Source organism: Streptomyces sp. NPDC102270 (genome assembly GCF_044766405.1).
Taxonomy (GTDB): Bacteria; Actinomycetota; Actinomycetes; order Streptomycetales; family Streptomycetaceae; genus Streptomyces.
Map to the genome: position 1 here is coordinate 191,795 of NZ_JBIWLX010000014.1, position 14,608 is coordinate 206,402.

13 protein-coding genes and 1 pseudogene are annotated in these 14,608 nt (G+C 70.1%); 7 read left to right on the forward strand and 7 right to left on the reverse strand.

Annotation, left to right across the window (positions count from 1 at the left end):
• Positions 1–94: 94 nt before the first annotated feature.
• On the reverse strand, positions 95–1,198 hold the full coding sequence (locus ACIRP7_RS29320) for a winged helix DNA-binding domain-containing protein (protein WP_403665292.1): 1,104 nt from the start codon (positions 1,196–1,198) through the stop codon (positions 95–97).
• Between the two features lie 151 nt (positions 1,199–1,349).
• Here ACIRP7_RS29320 and ACIRP7_RS29325 point away from each other — a divergent pair, with 151 nt between their 5' ends.
• From ACIRP7_RS29325 to ACIRP7_RS29335, 3 genes are all read left to right on the forward strand, one after another.
• A complete protein-coding gene (locus ACIRP7_RS29325; RefSeq protein WP_403665294.1) occupies positions 1,350–2,546 on the forward strand; it encodes a magnesium and cobalt transport protein CorA in 1,197 nt (398 codons plus the stop codon).
• A gap of 99 nt (positions 2,547–2,645) precedes the next feature.
• The gene (locus ACIRP7_RS29330; RefSeq protein WP_403665296.1) at positions 2,646–2,834 is read left to right on the forward strand and encodes a hypothetical protein; all 189 of its coding nucleotides are present in this window, start codon (positions 2,646–2,648) and stop codon (positions 2,832–2,834) included.
• A 310-nt stretch (positions 2,835–3,144) separates the two neighbouring features.
• Positions 3,145–3,276, forward strand: coding sequence for a hypothetical protein (locus tag ACIRP7_RS29335; RefSeq protein ID WP_403665298.1), 132 nt, complete (start codon positions 3,145–3,147; stop codon positions 3,274–3,276).
• Between the two features lie 5 nt (positions 3,277–3,281).
• Here the strand turns inward: ACIRP7_RS29335 and ACIRP7_RS29340 are convergent, their stop codons facing one another.
• Complete coding sequence (locus ACIRP7_RS29340) at positions 3,282–4,082, reverse strand: FHA domain-containing protein (protein WP_403665300.1); 801 nt, start codon at positions 4,080–4,082, stop codon at positions 3,282–3,284.
• Between the two features lies 1 nt (position 4,083).
• Positions 4,084–6,039 (reverse strand): protein kinase, encoded by a 1,956-nt coding sequence (locus tag ACIRP7_RS29345; RefSeq protein ID WP_403665302.1) that lies wholly within the window; start codon positions 6,037–6,039, stop codon positions 4,084–4,086.
• Positions 6,040–6,256: 217 nt separating this feature from the next.
• Between ACIRP7_RS29345 and ACIRP7_RS29350 the strand changes: the two genes are divergently transcribed.
• Together ACIRP7_RS29350 and ACIRP7_RS29355 are read left to right on the forward strand one after the other, a co-directional pair.
• A complete protein-coding gene (locus ACIRP7_RS29350; protein ID WP_403665304.1) occupies positions 6,257–7,681 on the forward strand; it encodes a tol-pal system YbgF family protein in 1,425 nt (474 codons plus the stop codon).
• Positions 7,678–9,543: a serine/threonine-protein kinase gene (locus ACIRP7_RS29355; RefSeq protein ID WP_403665306.1), complete on the forward strand. Its 1,866-nt coding sequence runs from the start codon at positions 7,678–7,680 to the stop codon at positions 9,541–9,543. The genes ACIRP7_RS29350 and ACIRP7_RS29355 overlap by 4 nt, the downstream gene beginning before the upstream one ends.
• A gap of 104 nt (positions 9,544–9,647) precedes the next feature.
• Here the strand turns inward: ACIRP7_RS29355 and ACIRP7_RS29360 are convergent, their stop codons facing one another.
• Both ACIRP7_RS29360 and ACIRP7_RS29365 read right to left on the reverse strand, forming a co-directional pair.
• Positions 9,648–10,202, reverse strand: a complete 555-nt coding sequence (locus ACIRP7_RS29360; protein WP_403665308.1) for a hypothetical protein — start codon at positions 10,200–10,202, stop codon at positions 9,648–9,650.
• Positions 10,203–10,236: 34 nt separating this feature from the next.
• Positions 10,237–10,689, reverse strand: a complete 453-nt coding sequence (locus ACIRP7_RS29365; RefSeq protein ID WP_403665310.1) for a hypothetical protein — start codon at positions 10,687–10,689, stop codon at positions 10,237–10,239.
• Between the two features lie 1,066 nt (positions 10,690–11,755).
• Between ACIRP7_RS29365 and ACIRP7_RS29370 the strand changes: the two genes are divergently transcribed.
• On the forward strand, positions 11,756–12,799 hold the full coding sequence (locus tag ACIRP7_RS29370; RefSeq protein ID WP_403665312.1) for a HEAT repeat domain-containing protein: 1,044 nt from the start codon (positions 11,756–11,758) through the stop codon (positions 12,797–12,799).
• Positions 12,800–13,271: 472 nt separating this feature from the next.
• Positions 13,272–13,463 (forward strand): annotated as a pseudogene (locus tag ACIRP7_RS29375) (CorA family divalent cation transporter); the annotation flags it as partial.
• A gap of 8 nt (positions 13,464–13,471) precedes the next feature.
• Here the strand turns inward: ACIRP7_RS29375 and ACIRP7_RS29380 are convergent.
• The gene (locus ACIRP7_RS29380; protein WP_403665314.1) at positions 13,472–13,819 is read right to left on the reverse strand and encodes a hypothetical protein; all 348 of its coding nucleotides are present in this window, start codon (positions 13,817–13,819) and stop codon (positions 13,472–13,474) included.
• Positions 13,816–14,559 carry a hypothetical protein gene (locus tag ACIRP7_RS29385; RefSeq protein WP_403665316.1) on the reverse strand — a complete coding sequence of 248 codons (744 nt, stop codon included), beginning with the start codon at positions 14,557–14,559 and terminating at the stop codon, positions 13,816–13,818. Before ACIRP7_RS29385 ends, ACIRP7_RS29380 begins: the two co-directional genes overlap by 4 nt.
• Between the last annotated feature and the right edge of the window lie 49 nt (positions 14,560–14,608).

Consider the following 14,608-nt stretch of genomic DNA (forward strand, 5'->3'; position numbering starts at 1 on the left):
TCTCCTGAGCATCGGCTCAGGTGAGAGACCGGGGGCGTTGCGGGCCACCACGAGCGGCCCGCAGCGCCCCCTATCCATGTGCGCGACCCGGTGGTCACGCGATCACGGTCCCGAACCGGATGTCGTACGGCGTCCCCGGGTGCAGCGTGGCGAGCATCCGCTCCCCCTCCGCCGTGAGGTCCGCCCGCTGGGCCTTGGTGAGGCTGCCGAAGGGCTCGATGACGAGGGCGTCGCGCTCCAGCTTCCACACCCCGGCCAGGAAGCCGTCGACCAGGAACGTGCGGTACACCAGGTTCCCCACCCAGCTGCGGCCCCAGTACTCGGGCGGCACCACACGGCTGCGGTCGGCGTGGGAGAGGAGCAGGTTGTCGAACTCGGGCAGGAAGCGGGGCGGGGCAGGGGTGTCGGCGTCGGAGCGCGGGGCGTCGGGGAGGTCGAAGAGTTCGACTCCGTTCTCGTCGCGGAAGGTGAGCAGCCGGGGGCGCAGCCGTTCGAAGGTCTCGCGCAGGCGGGTCAGGCCGGCCCAGGTCTGCATGTCCTTGACGGAGGCGGGGCCGAAGGCGGCGAGGTAACGCAGGACGACATCCTCCGGCGCGGGGGCGGGTTCGGCGGGGCGGCCCAGCCAGTGCTCGGCCGTGGTGAGCGCGACCTGGCCGCTCTTGCCCCACAGCCCGCGAGGGGTGACCTGGACGAGGGGGAGCTTGCAGCGGGCGGCGATGGCGAGGGCCTGCGGATCGGCGTCCGGCCACTCGGCTACCAGGGCCTCGCGCAGCTGCTTCATGGTGCGCGGCTCGGTCTCGACGAGCTCGCGGGCGAGGACGGTGAGGCGGTCGAGGTCGACACCTTCGAGTCCCTTGCGGAAGTGGGTGAGTTCGCGGTCCCGGGCGGGCTGCACGAGCGGCCGCAGGGTGAGGCAGTCGTCCGCGGTGTGGGTGTGGATGGTCGAGCGCATGGTGACGATCCGGACCACCTCGCGGTCGGCCAACAGCTCCGAGAGCGCCTCGGGGGTGAACCCGTCGAGGCGGGCGGCGAGCGCGTAGTACGGCGGCTTGACGTTCTGGGCCTGGAGGCCGAGGAGGTGCCCGACGGCGGCCTTCGCGGACAGGCTAGACCGGTGCAGGAGCAGCTGCCGGTCGAGGGTCGCGCGGTTGAGGGCGCGGGTGCCGAGCACGGGGGCCGACGCGGTCGTCTTCGTCATGGGAAACACGCTAGGGGTGCTTGCGGACAGCCCCTGTCCGCAACTCTCGCCGTGTCCCCGCACAGTCCTCCCCAGGATGTAATTTGCCCCGTATACCCTGCTCTGTGATCACGCCGACATCGGCTCGGCCCGAGAGCGAGAGGCAGCCACGATGTCCGAGCGACGCGCTCGCCCCGCCCCGAAGAGCTCCACCGCCAAGGCGTCCGCCGGCTCCGCCGCAAAGGGCTCCAGGAAGTCCGCCTGGCGCCGCGCCCTGACCCCGCCTTCCGCACCTCCGGAGACTCAGCCACCCGGGGGCGAACGACCCGCCTCCGAGACGGTGGAGCCGCCGAGCATCGTCCAGGCGGCCCTCTACCGGGACGGAGTGCGCGTGTCCTCCCCCGCGACGCTCGCGGAGACCTTCCGCGAACTGCGCGAACAGCCCTCCGGCATGGCCTGGATCGGCCTGGCCCGCCCCACAGAGCACGAACTCCTCTCCCTGGCCGAGGAGTTCGACCTGCACCCGCTGTCCGTCGAGGACGCGATGGAGGCCCACCAGCGCCCCAAGCTGGAGCGCTACGGCGACACGCTCTTCGTCGTCCTGCGGGCGGCCCGCTATCTGGACGCCCCCGAGGAGGTCGACTTCGGCGAACTGCACGTGTTCGTTGGCCCGGACTTCGTGATCACGGTCCGGCACGGGGCGGCGCCCGACCTGTCGGCGGTGCGCGCCCGCATGGAGAAGACACCCGAGCTGCTGAAGCTGGGGCCCGAGGCCGTGCTCTACGCCATCCTGGACGCGGTGGTCGACGGCTACGCCCCGGTCGTGGCGGGCGTCCAGAACGACATCGACGAGATCGAGACGGAGGTCTTCCGCGGCGACCCGGAGGTCTCTCGCCGCATCTACGAACTCTCCCGCGAGATGGTCGAGTTCCAGCGCGCCACCCGCCCCCTCGTCGGCATGCTGCACGCCCTGATGGCCGGCTTCACGAAGTACGGCACGGACGAGGAACTGCAACGTTACCTCCGGGACGTCGCCGACCACGTCACCCACACCAGCGAACGAGTCGACGGCTTCCGCCAGGCCCTCGCCGACATCCTCACGGTCAACGCCACCCTCGTCACCCAGCAACAGAACGCGGAGATGCGGGCGTTGGCGGAGGCGGGGTTCGAACAGAACGAGGAGATCAAGAAGATCTCGTCGTGGGCGGCGATCCTGTTCGCTCCGACGCTGGTCGGGACGATCTACGGGATGAACTTCGACCACATGCCGGAGTTGCACTGGCTGTTCGGATACCCCTTCGCGATGCTACTAATGGCAGGTGTATGCACCAGTTTGTACGTCATCTTCAAGCGGCGGGACTGGCTCTGAGTAAACGGCCCGCAAACGCCGACAACCTCCCGCGGCAGGACCTACACGGGTGGCCTGGACGGCTTCCGCCATCACAACGACCTGCTCAGCTCCGACGACATGATCCTCACGCCGGCCGCCATCACCTCCGTATCGGGTGGCGGAAAGGTCGTCGCGGTCTCCGGGCACACGGCCGCGGACCGGCAGCCGTGGCTCATCGGCACGACCGTCGTGGTGTTGGTGCTGGTGCTCGGAGCCGCGATCGGCGCGCGGGTGGCCCGTCGGCGTACAGCGGAGGTATGCCGATGACCGGCTCGCCGAACGAACCGGGTGCGGCGGAACTCCTGCCCGAGGAGCCCGAGGAGGAGTAGGTGGAGGCGGACGCCCGCAGGCCCGGGGTGATCACCGTGGCGTTCTGGCTGTTGATCACGTCCGCGGTGCTCTGGGTGTTGGTCAGCGGGAGCGACGACCCCGCCGAACAGCAGGGGACCGCTGCGATCCTCTGCGTCTACATCTGGTCCGCCGTACGCGTCCGTCGCGGCCGGTGGACAGCCAGGATCGTCGGCACGGCCGCTGCCGTCCGGCTCCTCGTCGTCCTGGGTCCCGGGCGCAGGGCTTCATGGACCCGGCGTACCCGTACGGGCGGGAGTACGCCGTGTTGGACATCATGGCGATGGTCCTGACCGGCATCGGTGTGGCCCTTCTCTACGGCCGTCGAGGCACCACGTACTTCTGCCGGCGGCCATGGTGACGGCGTCAGGCGGCGTCGATCAGTGCCAGGTCCATCGGTACGAGCGTGGTCGATGCCAGCAGGGCCCGGATCAGGTGGTCGTTGAGCGCGTTGCCCACCGGCTCGCCGATCTCCTCGCGGGTCAGCCAGGGCACTCCGTCGCGGGACAGCCGGGTGCGCACGCCGTTGACCAGGTGCTCGACGCGCTTGTCCGTCCAGCCGGCACCGGGCTGCACCTCGGCGAGTTCGGCGGCGGTCTGCCGCCAGGTCAGCGGCTGTGGCCGGGGTTCGTGCAGCAGGTAGCGCCGGCCGAGGACGACGAGGGCGAGCTTCTCCTGTTCGGTGAGCGCCCATACCCGGGGCGGGCGGGTGACGTCCTCGTGCCGGGGCGGCGGCCGGTCTCCCTCGGGGCCGGTGACGAAGACCTCCAGCAGGTGCTCGCGCCCGTGTGACCCGCCGACGAACAGCGGGGTGTAGCCGGTGTCGAGCGGCAGTGGCTCCTCGTCCCGGAACAGCAGCCGGGCCCCCGGACAACGGATCGGCAGCCGCCCGGAGTTGCTCACCCACCAGCGGCCGTCCCGGTGCGTGAGCGTGCCCTGGTGGCGACTGACCTGCGGGTCGTCCTCGCCGAGGCAGACATGCACCTCGGGGCGGTTGCGGCCGAACAGCACCTCGCGGCCCTCCCCCGGCCCCAACGTCATACCGCCGGTCAGCGCGAGCGCGAAGACGGTGCCGGGCAGCGGTGCGGACGCGCCACGGGCGAGGCTCCCATGGGTGGCGGGCAACCGCCTGGCGCCTGTGCCGCGGGGAGTTCCCAGCTCCGTCATGTCACGCCTCCGGCAGTCGCTTCGCGATGTTCCGCACGACGACGGCCGCGAACTCCGCCGCGCTGTCACACAGTTGCCGGTCCGGCTGCGGGGCGTACACGGTCAGCTGGACCAGTTCGGTCGTGCGGTCGCCGACGGAGTCCGTGTACGTACGGTGCGGTGTCCGTACGGTGCAGCTGTCGTCCTCGGCCTCGTCCGCCACGTAGTAGCTCCGCGTCCCGGCGACGTCCACCGCCGTTCCGTCGTCGGCGTCCAGCGAGTTGTCCCGGCTGAACTGGATCTCGACCTCGCGTTTGCCGTCGTCGCTGGACCAGTCGCAACTCCAGGAACCGAAGCCGCGGTCCCGGTTGTCCGCGTCGACGCCGGGCAGCCGCTTGAGGGCGGTGGAGTCGAGCAGGGTGCAGGTGTCCAGCCGGGCCAGGGAGTTCGCGGCCGGCGACGACGAACGCCGGGGCACCGGGCCGTCGGCCAGCACGCCGACCACGCGGTCGGTGGCGGCGTCGGCCATCTGGCACGGGTCCGGCGCCACGGCGCCGAGCTGCTTCCCGATGACACGGATCTGCTTGCCGTCGGCGGTCAGGACGGCCCGCTCGCAGGCCCTCCCGTTCCGTTTGAGGGTCACGACCGTAAGACCGGCGGCGAGGTGGGTGGATTCGATGTCGTCGAAGTCGTCCCGGTCCGCGTCGAGGTTGACCTGGACGTCCGCGTTGTCGTCACCGCTGTTGTTGCGCACCAGGACGTCGCAGCGGTCGAACTCCCCGTAGTCCGGGGCGAGTACGGTGCCGCCGAAGCGGCTCAGCGAGGCGGCGTCGAGCAGCCCGCAAGGGTCCGCCGTACGCTCGTCGCCGATGGCACCGACCGGCGCCGTGGCCGAGGGTTTCGCGTCGGTCGCGCCCTTACGGCCGCCCTCGTCTCCTTCGTCCTTCGAGGCCCACGGGCCGAAGAGAACCAGCCCGGCCGTGATCGCGGCCGCCGCGGCCAGCGCCACCGCCGTGATGGCCAACCGGCGTCGACGTGGCGGCTGTTGCGGCTGCGGCGCGAAGGGTGTGGACTCCTGCGCTCGGCGGACGAGTCGCCGAAGCCGGAGGGTTGGGGACGTGAAGTCCCGCATACGGCTGTCGTTCAACTGCTCCGCTATGTGCGGGGGCGGTGGCGCGGCGCGCGTCAGCAGCCTCTGCGCCTTGGCGGCGTCGGGCCGGCGCCGGGGCTCCACCTCCAGCAGGGCGGTGAGCGGCCCCTCCAGCGGGCCGGCCCGGTGCGCGGGCTCGATGTGTCCCTCGACGGCCCGGGCCAGGTAGGCCATGGGGTGTTCGACCTCGCCGTACGGCGACCGGCCCTCGACCGCCATGAACAGGGAGGCGCCCAGGGAGAACACGTCGGACTTCTCGCCCGCGGGCAGCCCCTTGGCCAACTCCGGGGCCAGATAGCGGGGTTTGCCGCGCACACCGCTCGTCCCGCTGTGTGTGACGTCGCTCCACAGGGCCCGCGAGATCCCGAAGTCGGTCAGTCTCGCGAAGCCTTCGTCGGTGACGAGGATGTTCTCCGGTGTCACATCGCCGTGCACCACGCCCTCGTGGTGGGACTTCGCCAGCGCGGCCGCGATCTGGCAGCCGATCGACCCGGCCGCCTCGGGCGTGAGCGGACCGCTCTCCGTCAGGATCTGCGCGAGGCTGCGCGAGGGGACGTACTCCATGATGATCCAGCAGGTGGCGCCCTCGTCGACGAAGTCGAAGACGCCCACCATGTTCGGGTGGTGCAGCCGCCCGGCGTTGCGCGCCTCGCCCATGAGCCGTCGCGTGGCCCGATCGTCGTCCAGGCGTGCGCACTTGACCGCGACCCGCCGTTCGAGCCGCTCGTCCCAGGCCAGCCAGACGACGCCCATCCCGCCTCTGCCGATGGGCTCCTGCAAGAGGTACCGGCCGGCGATCTTGTCCCCGGCCTCCGGCGTCACCAGCACCGACCCGCCCCTCGCCCCACCGCCAATGGTCCTGCCAGACGACGGAGTGTACTCAGCCCGCACCTGGCGGTGATCTCTTTCACCGGACTTCGCGCGGACCCGCCCAGAACCCCCACAGCACGGCCGGTTCACGGTCCGCCCCGGGACCCCTCCCGGGAACGGCGCCGCACCATGCGGGCGCCGGACCTGTTCGTGACCGAGACCGGGGGAGATCAGGATGAGCGACCCGACGTACGCCCTGCCCACCATGCCGAGTACCGCGCCCGACGAGCCCAGGGCACCCGACCCGGTGGCCGTCGCCCTGGGCAATGCCTCGCTGCTCGGCGTCGGCTATCTGATGCTGCGGCGACGCCGGCTCGCCCTCGCCGCCGTGGTCGGCAGCGCCGTACTCGTCCTCGGGCTCGTCACGACCGCCTCGCCGTCGTACGAGGTGGCCGTGCTCGTGTGGTGGGCGACCGTGGTCGTCCACGGGTGGTTCCTGGCGCGCGGATGCGGCGGCCGGGGCACGAGGCACAGACAGCGCCTGGTCCCGCTCGGCATTACGCTGCCGGTGCTGCTGGTGGTGGGGCTGTTGCGCTTCGACGCGTTCAGGATCGGTCGGAGCGTCACCGAGGCACGCGAAAGCGGCGATTGCGCACGGGTGTCGACCGCCCAGGGCAGGGTGTGGTTCGGGCACCGCGTCGCCGACGCCCCGCTCACCGCCCGCGGTGACGAGGCCGTAGCGGCGTGCGACCGGCTGCGGACGGCACGGGCCGAGCTGAGCACGGCGCTGACCGGGGACACCGAGGCCCTGGCGGACGGCTTCGGCACACTCGCCTCGGTGCTGGCAAAGGGCGGCAACGAGAAGACGGTCGAAGCGACCTTGAACGGATTCCTCGGCAGGCTGCCCGCCAAGGACCCCTGCGACACCGCCGCCGTCACCGACTGGCTCCGCGACCGGGGGCGGAGCCACGACGTACTGGACCGGGCCGCCGACACGGCCGCGCTGACCGCGCCCGCGGCACTCGTCGGATGCGGTGACGACCTCCTGGCGGACGACAGTTGGGAGGAGGCGCGCACGTACTACGAGCGGCTGCTCGACCGGTATCCCGGCAGCGGCCTCGCGGACCGGGCCCGGAAGGGAGCCAGGAAGGCCACCCTGAGCGTCGAGTTGGCGAACGTCAGCAACCTGCTCTCCGGAGAGGCCGGCACACAACCCGAGTACTGCGCCGACCCGGCGAAGTACAGCGGCGCCAAGCCCATGGGCAAGGGCACCAACCCCGCGCTGTTCTACGCCTCCGACGAGGACGGCACCACCTCCGGCTACCCGAAGCAGTTCCCCGGCTCCTGGAAGGCGGACGATGCCGCCGACGCGGTGCTGGTGGTCTGCATGGGCGAGGACACCTTCGGGGATTCCGTCGAGACCTGCCCGTACCGGAGCGAGTCCTCCGGTGCCGTCGGGTACGTGAGCTTCCACAAGATCGAGATCCCGGTGAAGGTCTACGAGCTGCGCACCGGCAGGCTGGTCGCCGACCGCAAGATCCAGATCAGCGGTACGAGCTGCCCCTCGACCATCTTCACCGCGGAGAGCACGGTCTCGATGTACGTCGACCCGTCCAAGTCCGATGTGCGGTCCGCCTTCCGCCCGCTGGTCGTCCGGTGAGCGGCGGCGCGGACCGTGGCTTCGGCGGGGTCATCGCCGGACGGTACCGGCTCCAGGAGCGGCTGGGCTCCGGCGGTGGCGGACACGTGTGGCTGGCCGAGGACGAGGACCTCCAGGTCCGGGTCGCGGTCAAGGAGATCGCCGTTCCGTACGAGAACGTTCCGTACGAGTCGCACGGACCCGGCGACGACCCCGTCCACCGCGGGCGCAGGGAGGCGCTGAAGGCGGCGCAGCTGCGCGAGCACCCGAACGTGATCACCGTGTACGACGTGGTGGAGGACGACGACCGCCCGTGGATCGTGATGGAGTACCTGCCCGGCACCCGGGATCTGCGGGCCGTGGTGGAGGACCGCGGGCCGCTGCCGAGCGAGGAGGTGGCCGGGATCGGGGCGGCCACCCTCGACGCGCTGTCCGCCGGGCACCGGCTCGGCATCATCCACCGGGACGTGAAGCCCTCCAACGTCCTGTTGGCGCCGGACCCGTCCGGCGCCGCCGATCGACGGGTCCTGCTCACGGACTACGGCATCTCGCTGTGGCCCCGGGAGACCCGGGTCACCCGGAGCGGCATGGTGGTGGGCACCCCGGGCTACCTGGCGCCGGAACGACTGTCCGGCGGCGACGCGACGGAAGCAACCGACCTGTTCTCGATCGGTGCCACTCTCTACTTCGCTGTCGAGGGCGCCTCCCCCTTCGAGCGGGACACGCTCGACGCCTCCCTCATGGCGGCGCTGACCGCGGAACCCGCCGTACCGCAGCGGGCGAGCGACCCGCTGAGCCGCGTGATCATGGGGCTGCTGGCCAAGGATCCGGCGGAGCGTATGCGGGTGGAGCAAGCGCGTGAGCTGCTCGCGGAGGCCGGGGGAACCAGGACCCCTCGGACGCCGCTGCCCCCGCTTCCCGGAACCGCCCGGGAGAGGACCGGTTCCAGCGCCGGTGCCACCGCCGCGACCGGCTCCAGGAGCGCGTCGGGAAGCGTCTCGGGCGCTGCTCGCCGAGCGCCCGGCCTGCGAACGGCCGTACTGCTGACGCTCGTTGCCGTGCTGGTGGGGGGCGGCGGATTCGCGCTGGGTGCCGCCACGTACCCGACGGAGAAGGCCGGGGTGAAAGGGCCGGAGGCCGGCACGAAGGTGGCCGCGAGCCCTTCCCCGACCGTGACGCGGAACGCGTACCCGTACGGCCGGCGGGCGGGGCTGCGCGAGGAGCTCGCACCGGGACAGTGCGTCGACGCCGAAGGGAAGGACGGGAAGTTCAAGGAGCTACCCAAGGTGAAGCTCGTCGACTGCTACGACGACAATCCCGACGGCCAGGTCATCACGGCCGTCGCAGCCGACGGCCCGCGGGCGGTGCGGGACGAGTGCACCCGGCGCACCGCCAAGCTGCGGGCGACCATGGCCGACCCGGTGCTGTACGTCCTCACGCCCGGGACCGGGCAGAGCGAGCCGCCGCCCTCGGCCTGCCTGCTCTTCCTGAAGAACGCCACCGCAGGCGGCCCGCTCGGCGACTTCCGCAAGTTCGGCAACGAGGTGTACGTCACGCAACTGGGCCCGGGTGACTGCATCGACACGCGGAAGGACGAGGACGACACGTACACCAAGACCCTGGTGAACTGCGGCGGACCGCACGACCAGCAGATGGTGGGCTGGACCCGGGCCTCGGGCGACGGCTCGGCGGACAGTGTCGACGCGGGAGACCTCTGCGACGAGAAGTACGGCGTCAACTGGGCCCGTGGCCAGGGACACGAGATGTGGGGCTGGTACTCCTCGGACGAGGAGTGGGACGCCGGGTTCCGGTGGGTGCTGTGCGGCGTGGGCCGGGAGGACGGGAAGAGCCTCCCCGGAGGAACGCTGAAGTCGGCGTACTGACGTGCCCGCAAGAACACCGGCGCCATCGACGCCGCTTGACGGGAGACGGGGGCCGGAACTCTTCCAACCCGCCCCCGACCGCTCCGGTTCGACCGCTCCGGTTGCTACCCGACGTCCTTCACCGAGGTCGGCCCCAACTGCTTGGCGCCGGCGTACTCCGGCATCGTCATGGGCTTGTCGAACAGGAAGAACGACTGGTTCGTGCCGACCGTGAACTCCATGTACGCGCCCGTCGTGGCGTCGAAACCGTAGTAGGCGTTGCAGGTGGAACCCGACGTGTACGTGCCGTCCATGCCGGGCTGTGCGAGGACCGCGACGCCGTTGGAGGAGGACTCCACCCTCTCCGTCGGAGTGAGCATCTTGCAGCGCGGCACCGGCAGGCCCTTCATGATGAAGTACCCGTACTCGCCATTGGCGTTCTGGATGTAGACGTACGAGAGTTTGCCCCGCTTCCCCCACGTTTTGATCCACTGGTTGATCGCTTCGCGGGTCGGTGAGTACTCCATGCGGCCCGCCGGCTGCTCGGCCACGAGGTGGTCGTAGGTGTCCTGCTTGGCCTTGTTCTCCTTGTCCTGGCTGGACTCGGTGCAGGACGTCAGGGCAAGGCCCACAACGAGCGCGGCAACCGTGGCCGGGGCCATGCGTGCGAACTTCTTCATGCGGTGCTGCCCTCTTCCCTGGATGAGACGGGGATCAGTTGGTGCATGTCGTGCGCTTGGCGGTGGCATCCAGCCGGTACGGCAGATCCTTGTCGCGGAAGGGTGCGCGGTGCTCCTGGGCGGCCTTCGAGTTGTAGGTATTGACCGACTCGATCCGCGTGGCCCTCAGCGCGGTGATCGACTGGTCGATCTGCGTCGTGCGTGTTTCCGAAGCGACCTCCCGCTCCTCCTGGAGCGCCTGGATCGTCCCTTCGGCGTTCTGCACGGCCTCGCACAGATCGAAGAACTCCTCGTACGTGGTCTGACGGAACTCGCCCGAGCCGACGGTGTTCTCGCGTTTGTCCGCCTCACCGCGGAACGGGGCGGTGATCCACTCCGCACCGCCGAAGGCGAACACCCCGATCACGTACAACACCGCCAGGCCGATGACCCCGCTGACGGCCCAGGCCGCCAACCGTGCACCCTCGCGTACCTGCCCCATGGTCATACCCCTTCACAGGTATCTCCGGCACACACTGCATCTGTAATGACGACCGGGCTTGCGCGTACCGGACCCGAATCGTTGGTTGTACGCGAGGCACTTGACTCCGGTGGAGGCCGGTCGTGGGTGCTGCCCGCAGCTGATGCCCGATGCTAGGAGGAGCGTCCGGGACCGGTCCCTGATCCGCTCCAGTGGCCCCAGTTGCTGCGCCATGGCCTCGCTGTCTGTCCGGCCGTATCCGAGCAGGAACACGACCGATGCCCGGGGACCGCGGCCTCTCCCGAGTGGCGCCTGGTGCCCTCCTTTGGCGGGCCGTGCCCACGCAGTGACGGGCGAGCCCCGTCACGAAGCGACTCCGGTCAGCAGGAGCGGGCCTTCGGGACGGGTCCCGGCACGGCACCACTGCCGTGCCGATATGCCGCGATTCGATCTTGATCAGCGTCCCCGGGAGGGACGCTCCCGCCAAAAAGTCGGACTTGTGCTCAGCCCCGAAGGTCGTGCCCACAGCGTGCCCATCAGGGCGGACAACTGCGGTCAGCAGCGGTGCTTCTAAGCGCCGCCGCCTCCCAAGCTGAGAGTGTTCGATTCTCGTCACCCGCTCCATGACCAAGGCCCAGGTCCGAGACCTGGGCCTTGGTTGCTGTCCACTCCAGTAGGTGGCACTCCACGGCCGCATCATGGGACGGCCATCTTGGACGAACGACCCGCCCGGGGGGGGGCGTACGAGTAGCGGGACCGCTCGGTCGATGTCAGACCCTTGCGGAATCATGACGCTCGGAAGCTCTGGTCGACCCTGCTGGGGGGCACGTGGTGAACGCCGACCTGATACGAGACCTCGGCAGGCCGGACCGGCACGAGGCAGCAGCAGCCGCGTTGGTGATGTTCGGCGCCGGCGGGGTGGAGCAGTTGGTGCGGGAGGTGATGGACGCGGAGTCCCCGGTTGACTGGCGACCGATCACCGCCGTACTCAGGCGGATAGGGGGCAGGGTTCGACGGTCTGCTCCAGGGGCTCCTCTCCGCGTCCACCGAGGAGTCCCCCAAACGCGCCGGCTTCGCGTTCTCCCAACTCGGCGTGGCCGTCCTCGACCGCTACACCGCGGCCCTGACCCACCACGTGCCGCTCGTGCGCCGTCAGGCCGTCCGTGGGATCGAGCACTGCGGGGAAGCCGGCCGGTCCGCCGCCGTCCTGCTGCCGCTGCTCGGCGACCCGGACCAGGAGGTCGCCCGACAAGCCCAGGACGCCCTGATCCGCACCGACGAGCACGTGATTCCGCTGCTCCGGCGCATACGCGAAAGGGGGCCGGGCCGACAGCGGGCGCGGGCGTTGACCGTACTCGTCGAACTCGGCGGCGAACCGGCGCTGTCGCGCGCAGACACGGCCGCGATCGAACGACTCATCCGCATCAAGCTCCCGGACGATCGGCCCGAACCGCTGTGGGCCTGCTGGAACTACTGGATGGCCATCCCCGGCGGAGACCAGACCGGGATCATGCATGTCCTCGGCCTGACCGATCCACGACCCGTGACCTTCGCGCTCGGCAACGACATCGTCGACGCCGGCCACGTCTGCGACACGGACGAACACACCGGCTACGAACGGGTCTTCGTCACCCCCGAACTCGATGGCCGGACCCTCGTCCTGGGCGCCTGGTGCGACCCGCACGGCCAGGAGCGCCGCGAGGACGTGCTGCGCCTGTGCACCGAACTCAGTGCCCGCTACGGGCGAGCCCAGGCGTACTACTACGGCGGCCAGGGCGACGGCTCCGCATGGCTCGTCGCCGAGCACGGCACGGTGATCAGGCGTTACGGCGAAACAGGCGAGGCGGAGGACGAACTGCTGACCCTCGGCGAGCCGTTGCCGTACGAACGAACACGCCGTACGGAACTGGGTCTGCACCCCGACTGGGACCCTGCGAAGGAGAGCGAGGACGACGAGGACGCGTGGCGGTGGACCGCTCACGACCTCGCCCGGACATCGCCCGCTCACTTGGCTCCGCGAGTCCTCTCGACGTCACGACTTGCCCTGGTCCGCATGGGCGAGAACTCTCCACGGCAGGGGCATGGGCTGCAAACTCCAGCGACCGCCCAGTCTGGAGGCCAGAGGCACGCGCTGTAGGCAGCTCTCGAGCGCCGGAAGGAGGCGCCCGGGAAGGTCGTCCCAACTGGCCTGGTAGACGGCGGCGAGCGTGGCTTCCCGCAGGGAGAACTGCAGGAGGAAGCGGCTCAGCGGTTCCTGCTCGGGCAGGGAGTGGCTGTACTTCGAGCGGCCCCGGACCGCCCATCGTGGCAGGTCACGGCCTTCGCCGGTCCCTCCGGGACAACGGACCACGAGGACGCCCGCCTTCACTCTGTCACCGACCACTCGGCGTGACCGGTGCGCCCCTCCGACGAGCTGGCGAAACCACGGCCAACGCCTTCCGTCCGGCGGCGCTCTCTGGGGAGAATCTGGGGAGTACGAGCCGCTCTGGGGAGCGCGTGGGGAGAATCGGCTGCGTAATACGGCATGATCCTGAAAGACCCTGAAAGCCTCATCCTTGCAGGTCAAAGACACAAACAACCGTATCGCCGCAGGTCAGAACCACCCGGTAGACAACTTCAAGAAGATCTCGTCGTGGGCGGCGATCCTGTTCGCTCCGACGCTGGTCGAGACGATCTACGGCATGACCTTCGAGCACGTGCCGGAGCTGGGCTGGAGCTTCGGATACCCCTTCGCGATCGGCTTGACGGGGGTGGTCTGCGTGAGTCTGTACGTGATCTTCAAGCGGCGGGACTGGCTCTGAGCGACAGCTCACACAGTCAGTGGAGACCATGACAGGGCAGTACGCCACTGGTCGTCGGCGCGTGCCCAACTCTTCACGACATCGGCGGCCAGGTCATGCCCGTGCATGGCATAGGGGGCGGGGATGCGGGCCTGGTAATGGGCGTGTGGACCGCCGTCGCGGTACTCGACGAGGCAGCTGTGGTCGTCCTCCAGGTACACCTGGATGTAGTGCTGCCCGGGATCAGGTGAGTCGGCCCGCTCGACGATCAGGAAGCGGTGGACGAGGTTGAGCTCGCTGAGGAGGTCGTACAGCGTGTCCTCGGCGGGGTCGTCCCAGGTGTCACCGTTCCACGCCTTCGCCCGAATCCTGGTCACGCAGCCTCGCCGGCGTGAACGACGGACTGTTCGGCGAGGCCGAGCAGCTCCTCGCCGGTGATACCGCGGTCACCGGCCGCGGTGTGCAGGGTGAGGCCGGCCCCGGGGTCGGCTTCGGCCTTGAGGATCTCGCCGAGGCGGTTCTCCCACTCGACCCAGCTGCCGGGGGCACCCTCCAGCAGGGACAGTTCGTTCAGCAGGACGGGCAGGGGGGCGATGCCGCGGTCGGGGCCGGTGCTGTGGCTCTGGGTGCGGGTGTTGGCGTAGCGCATCCGCAGGAAGGGGACGCACTCGCGGTCGAGCTTGGTCGGCTGGAGTGCCAGGCGGAACAGGTGGATGGCCTCTTCCTCCGTCTCCGTCCCGGAGAACTCGCAGCGGTAGCCGGGGAACAGGGTCCAGGTGGCCTTGTGGAGGTCGGCGTCGTCCTGGGCATGGTTGTCGTGGACGCCGGGGCCGACGGCCGCGATGGTGTCGAACTCCCAGCCGGGGCAGGTGAATCCGCCCAGAGCCACCAGCGGCCGGCCACTGTCGGTGATGTCCGTGCTGTGCTTGCGTGCGAAGGCCAGCACGGCCTGTGCCAGGTTCGCGTCGTAGCGGCCCATGACCCGCATCTCCAGCAGGTGCTCGTGGTCCGGGGTGAGGACGGCGTCGAAGTTGAAGATCATGCGGGACCAGTGCCAGGCGTCGGGCAGGCCCTCGATGGGGGCGGCTCCGGGCTGGGCGGCCACCTTCGACGTCATGTCCATCGTCTGGCTCTCTTCCTGTCGCTCACTGTTGTGCTTCTGAGTG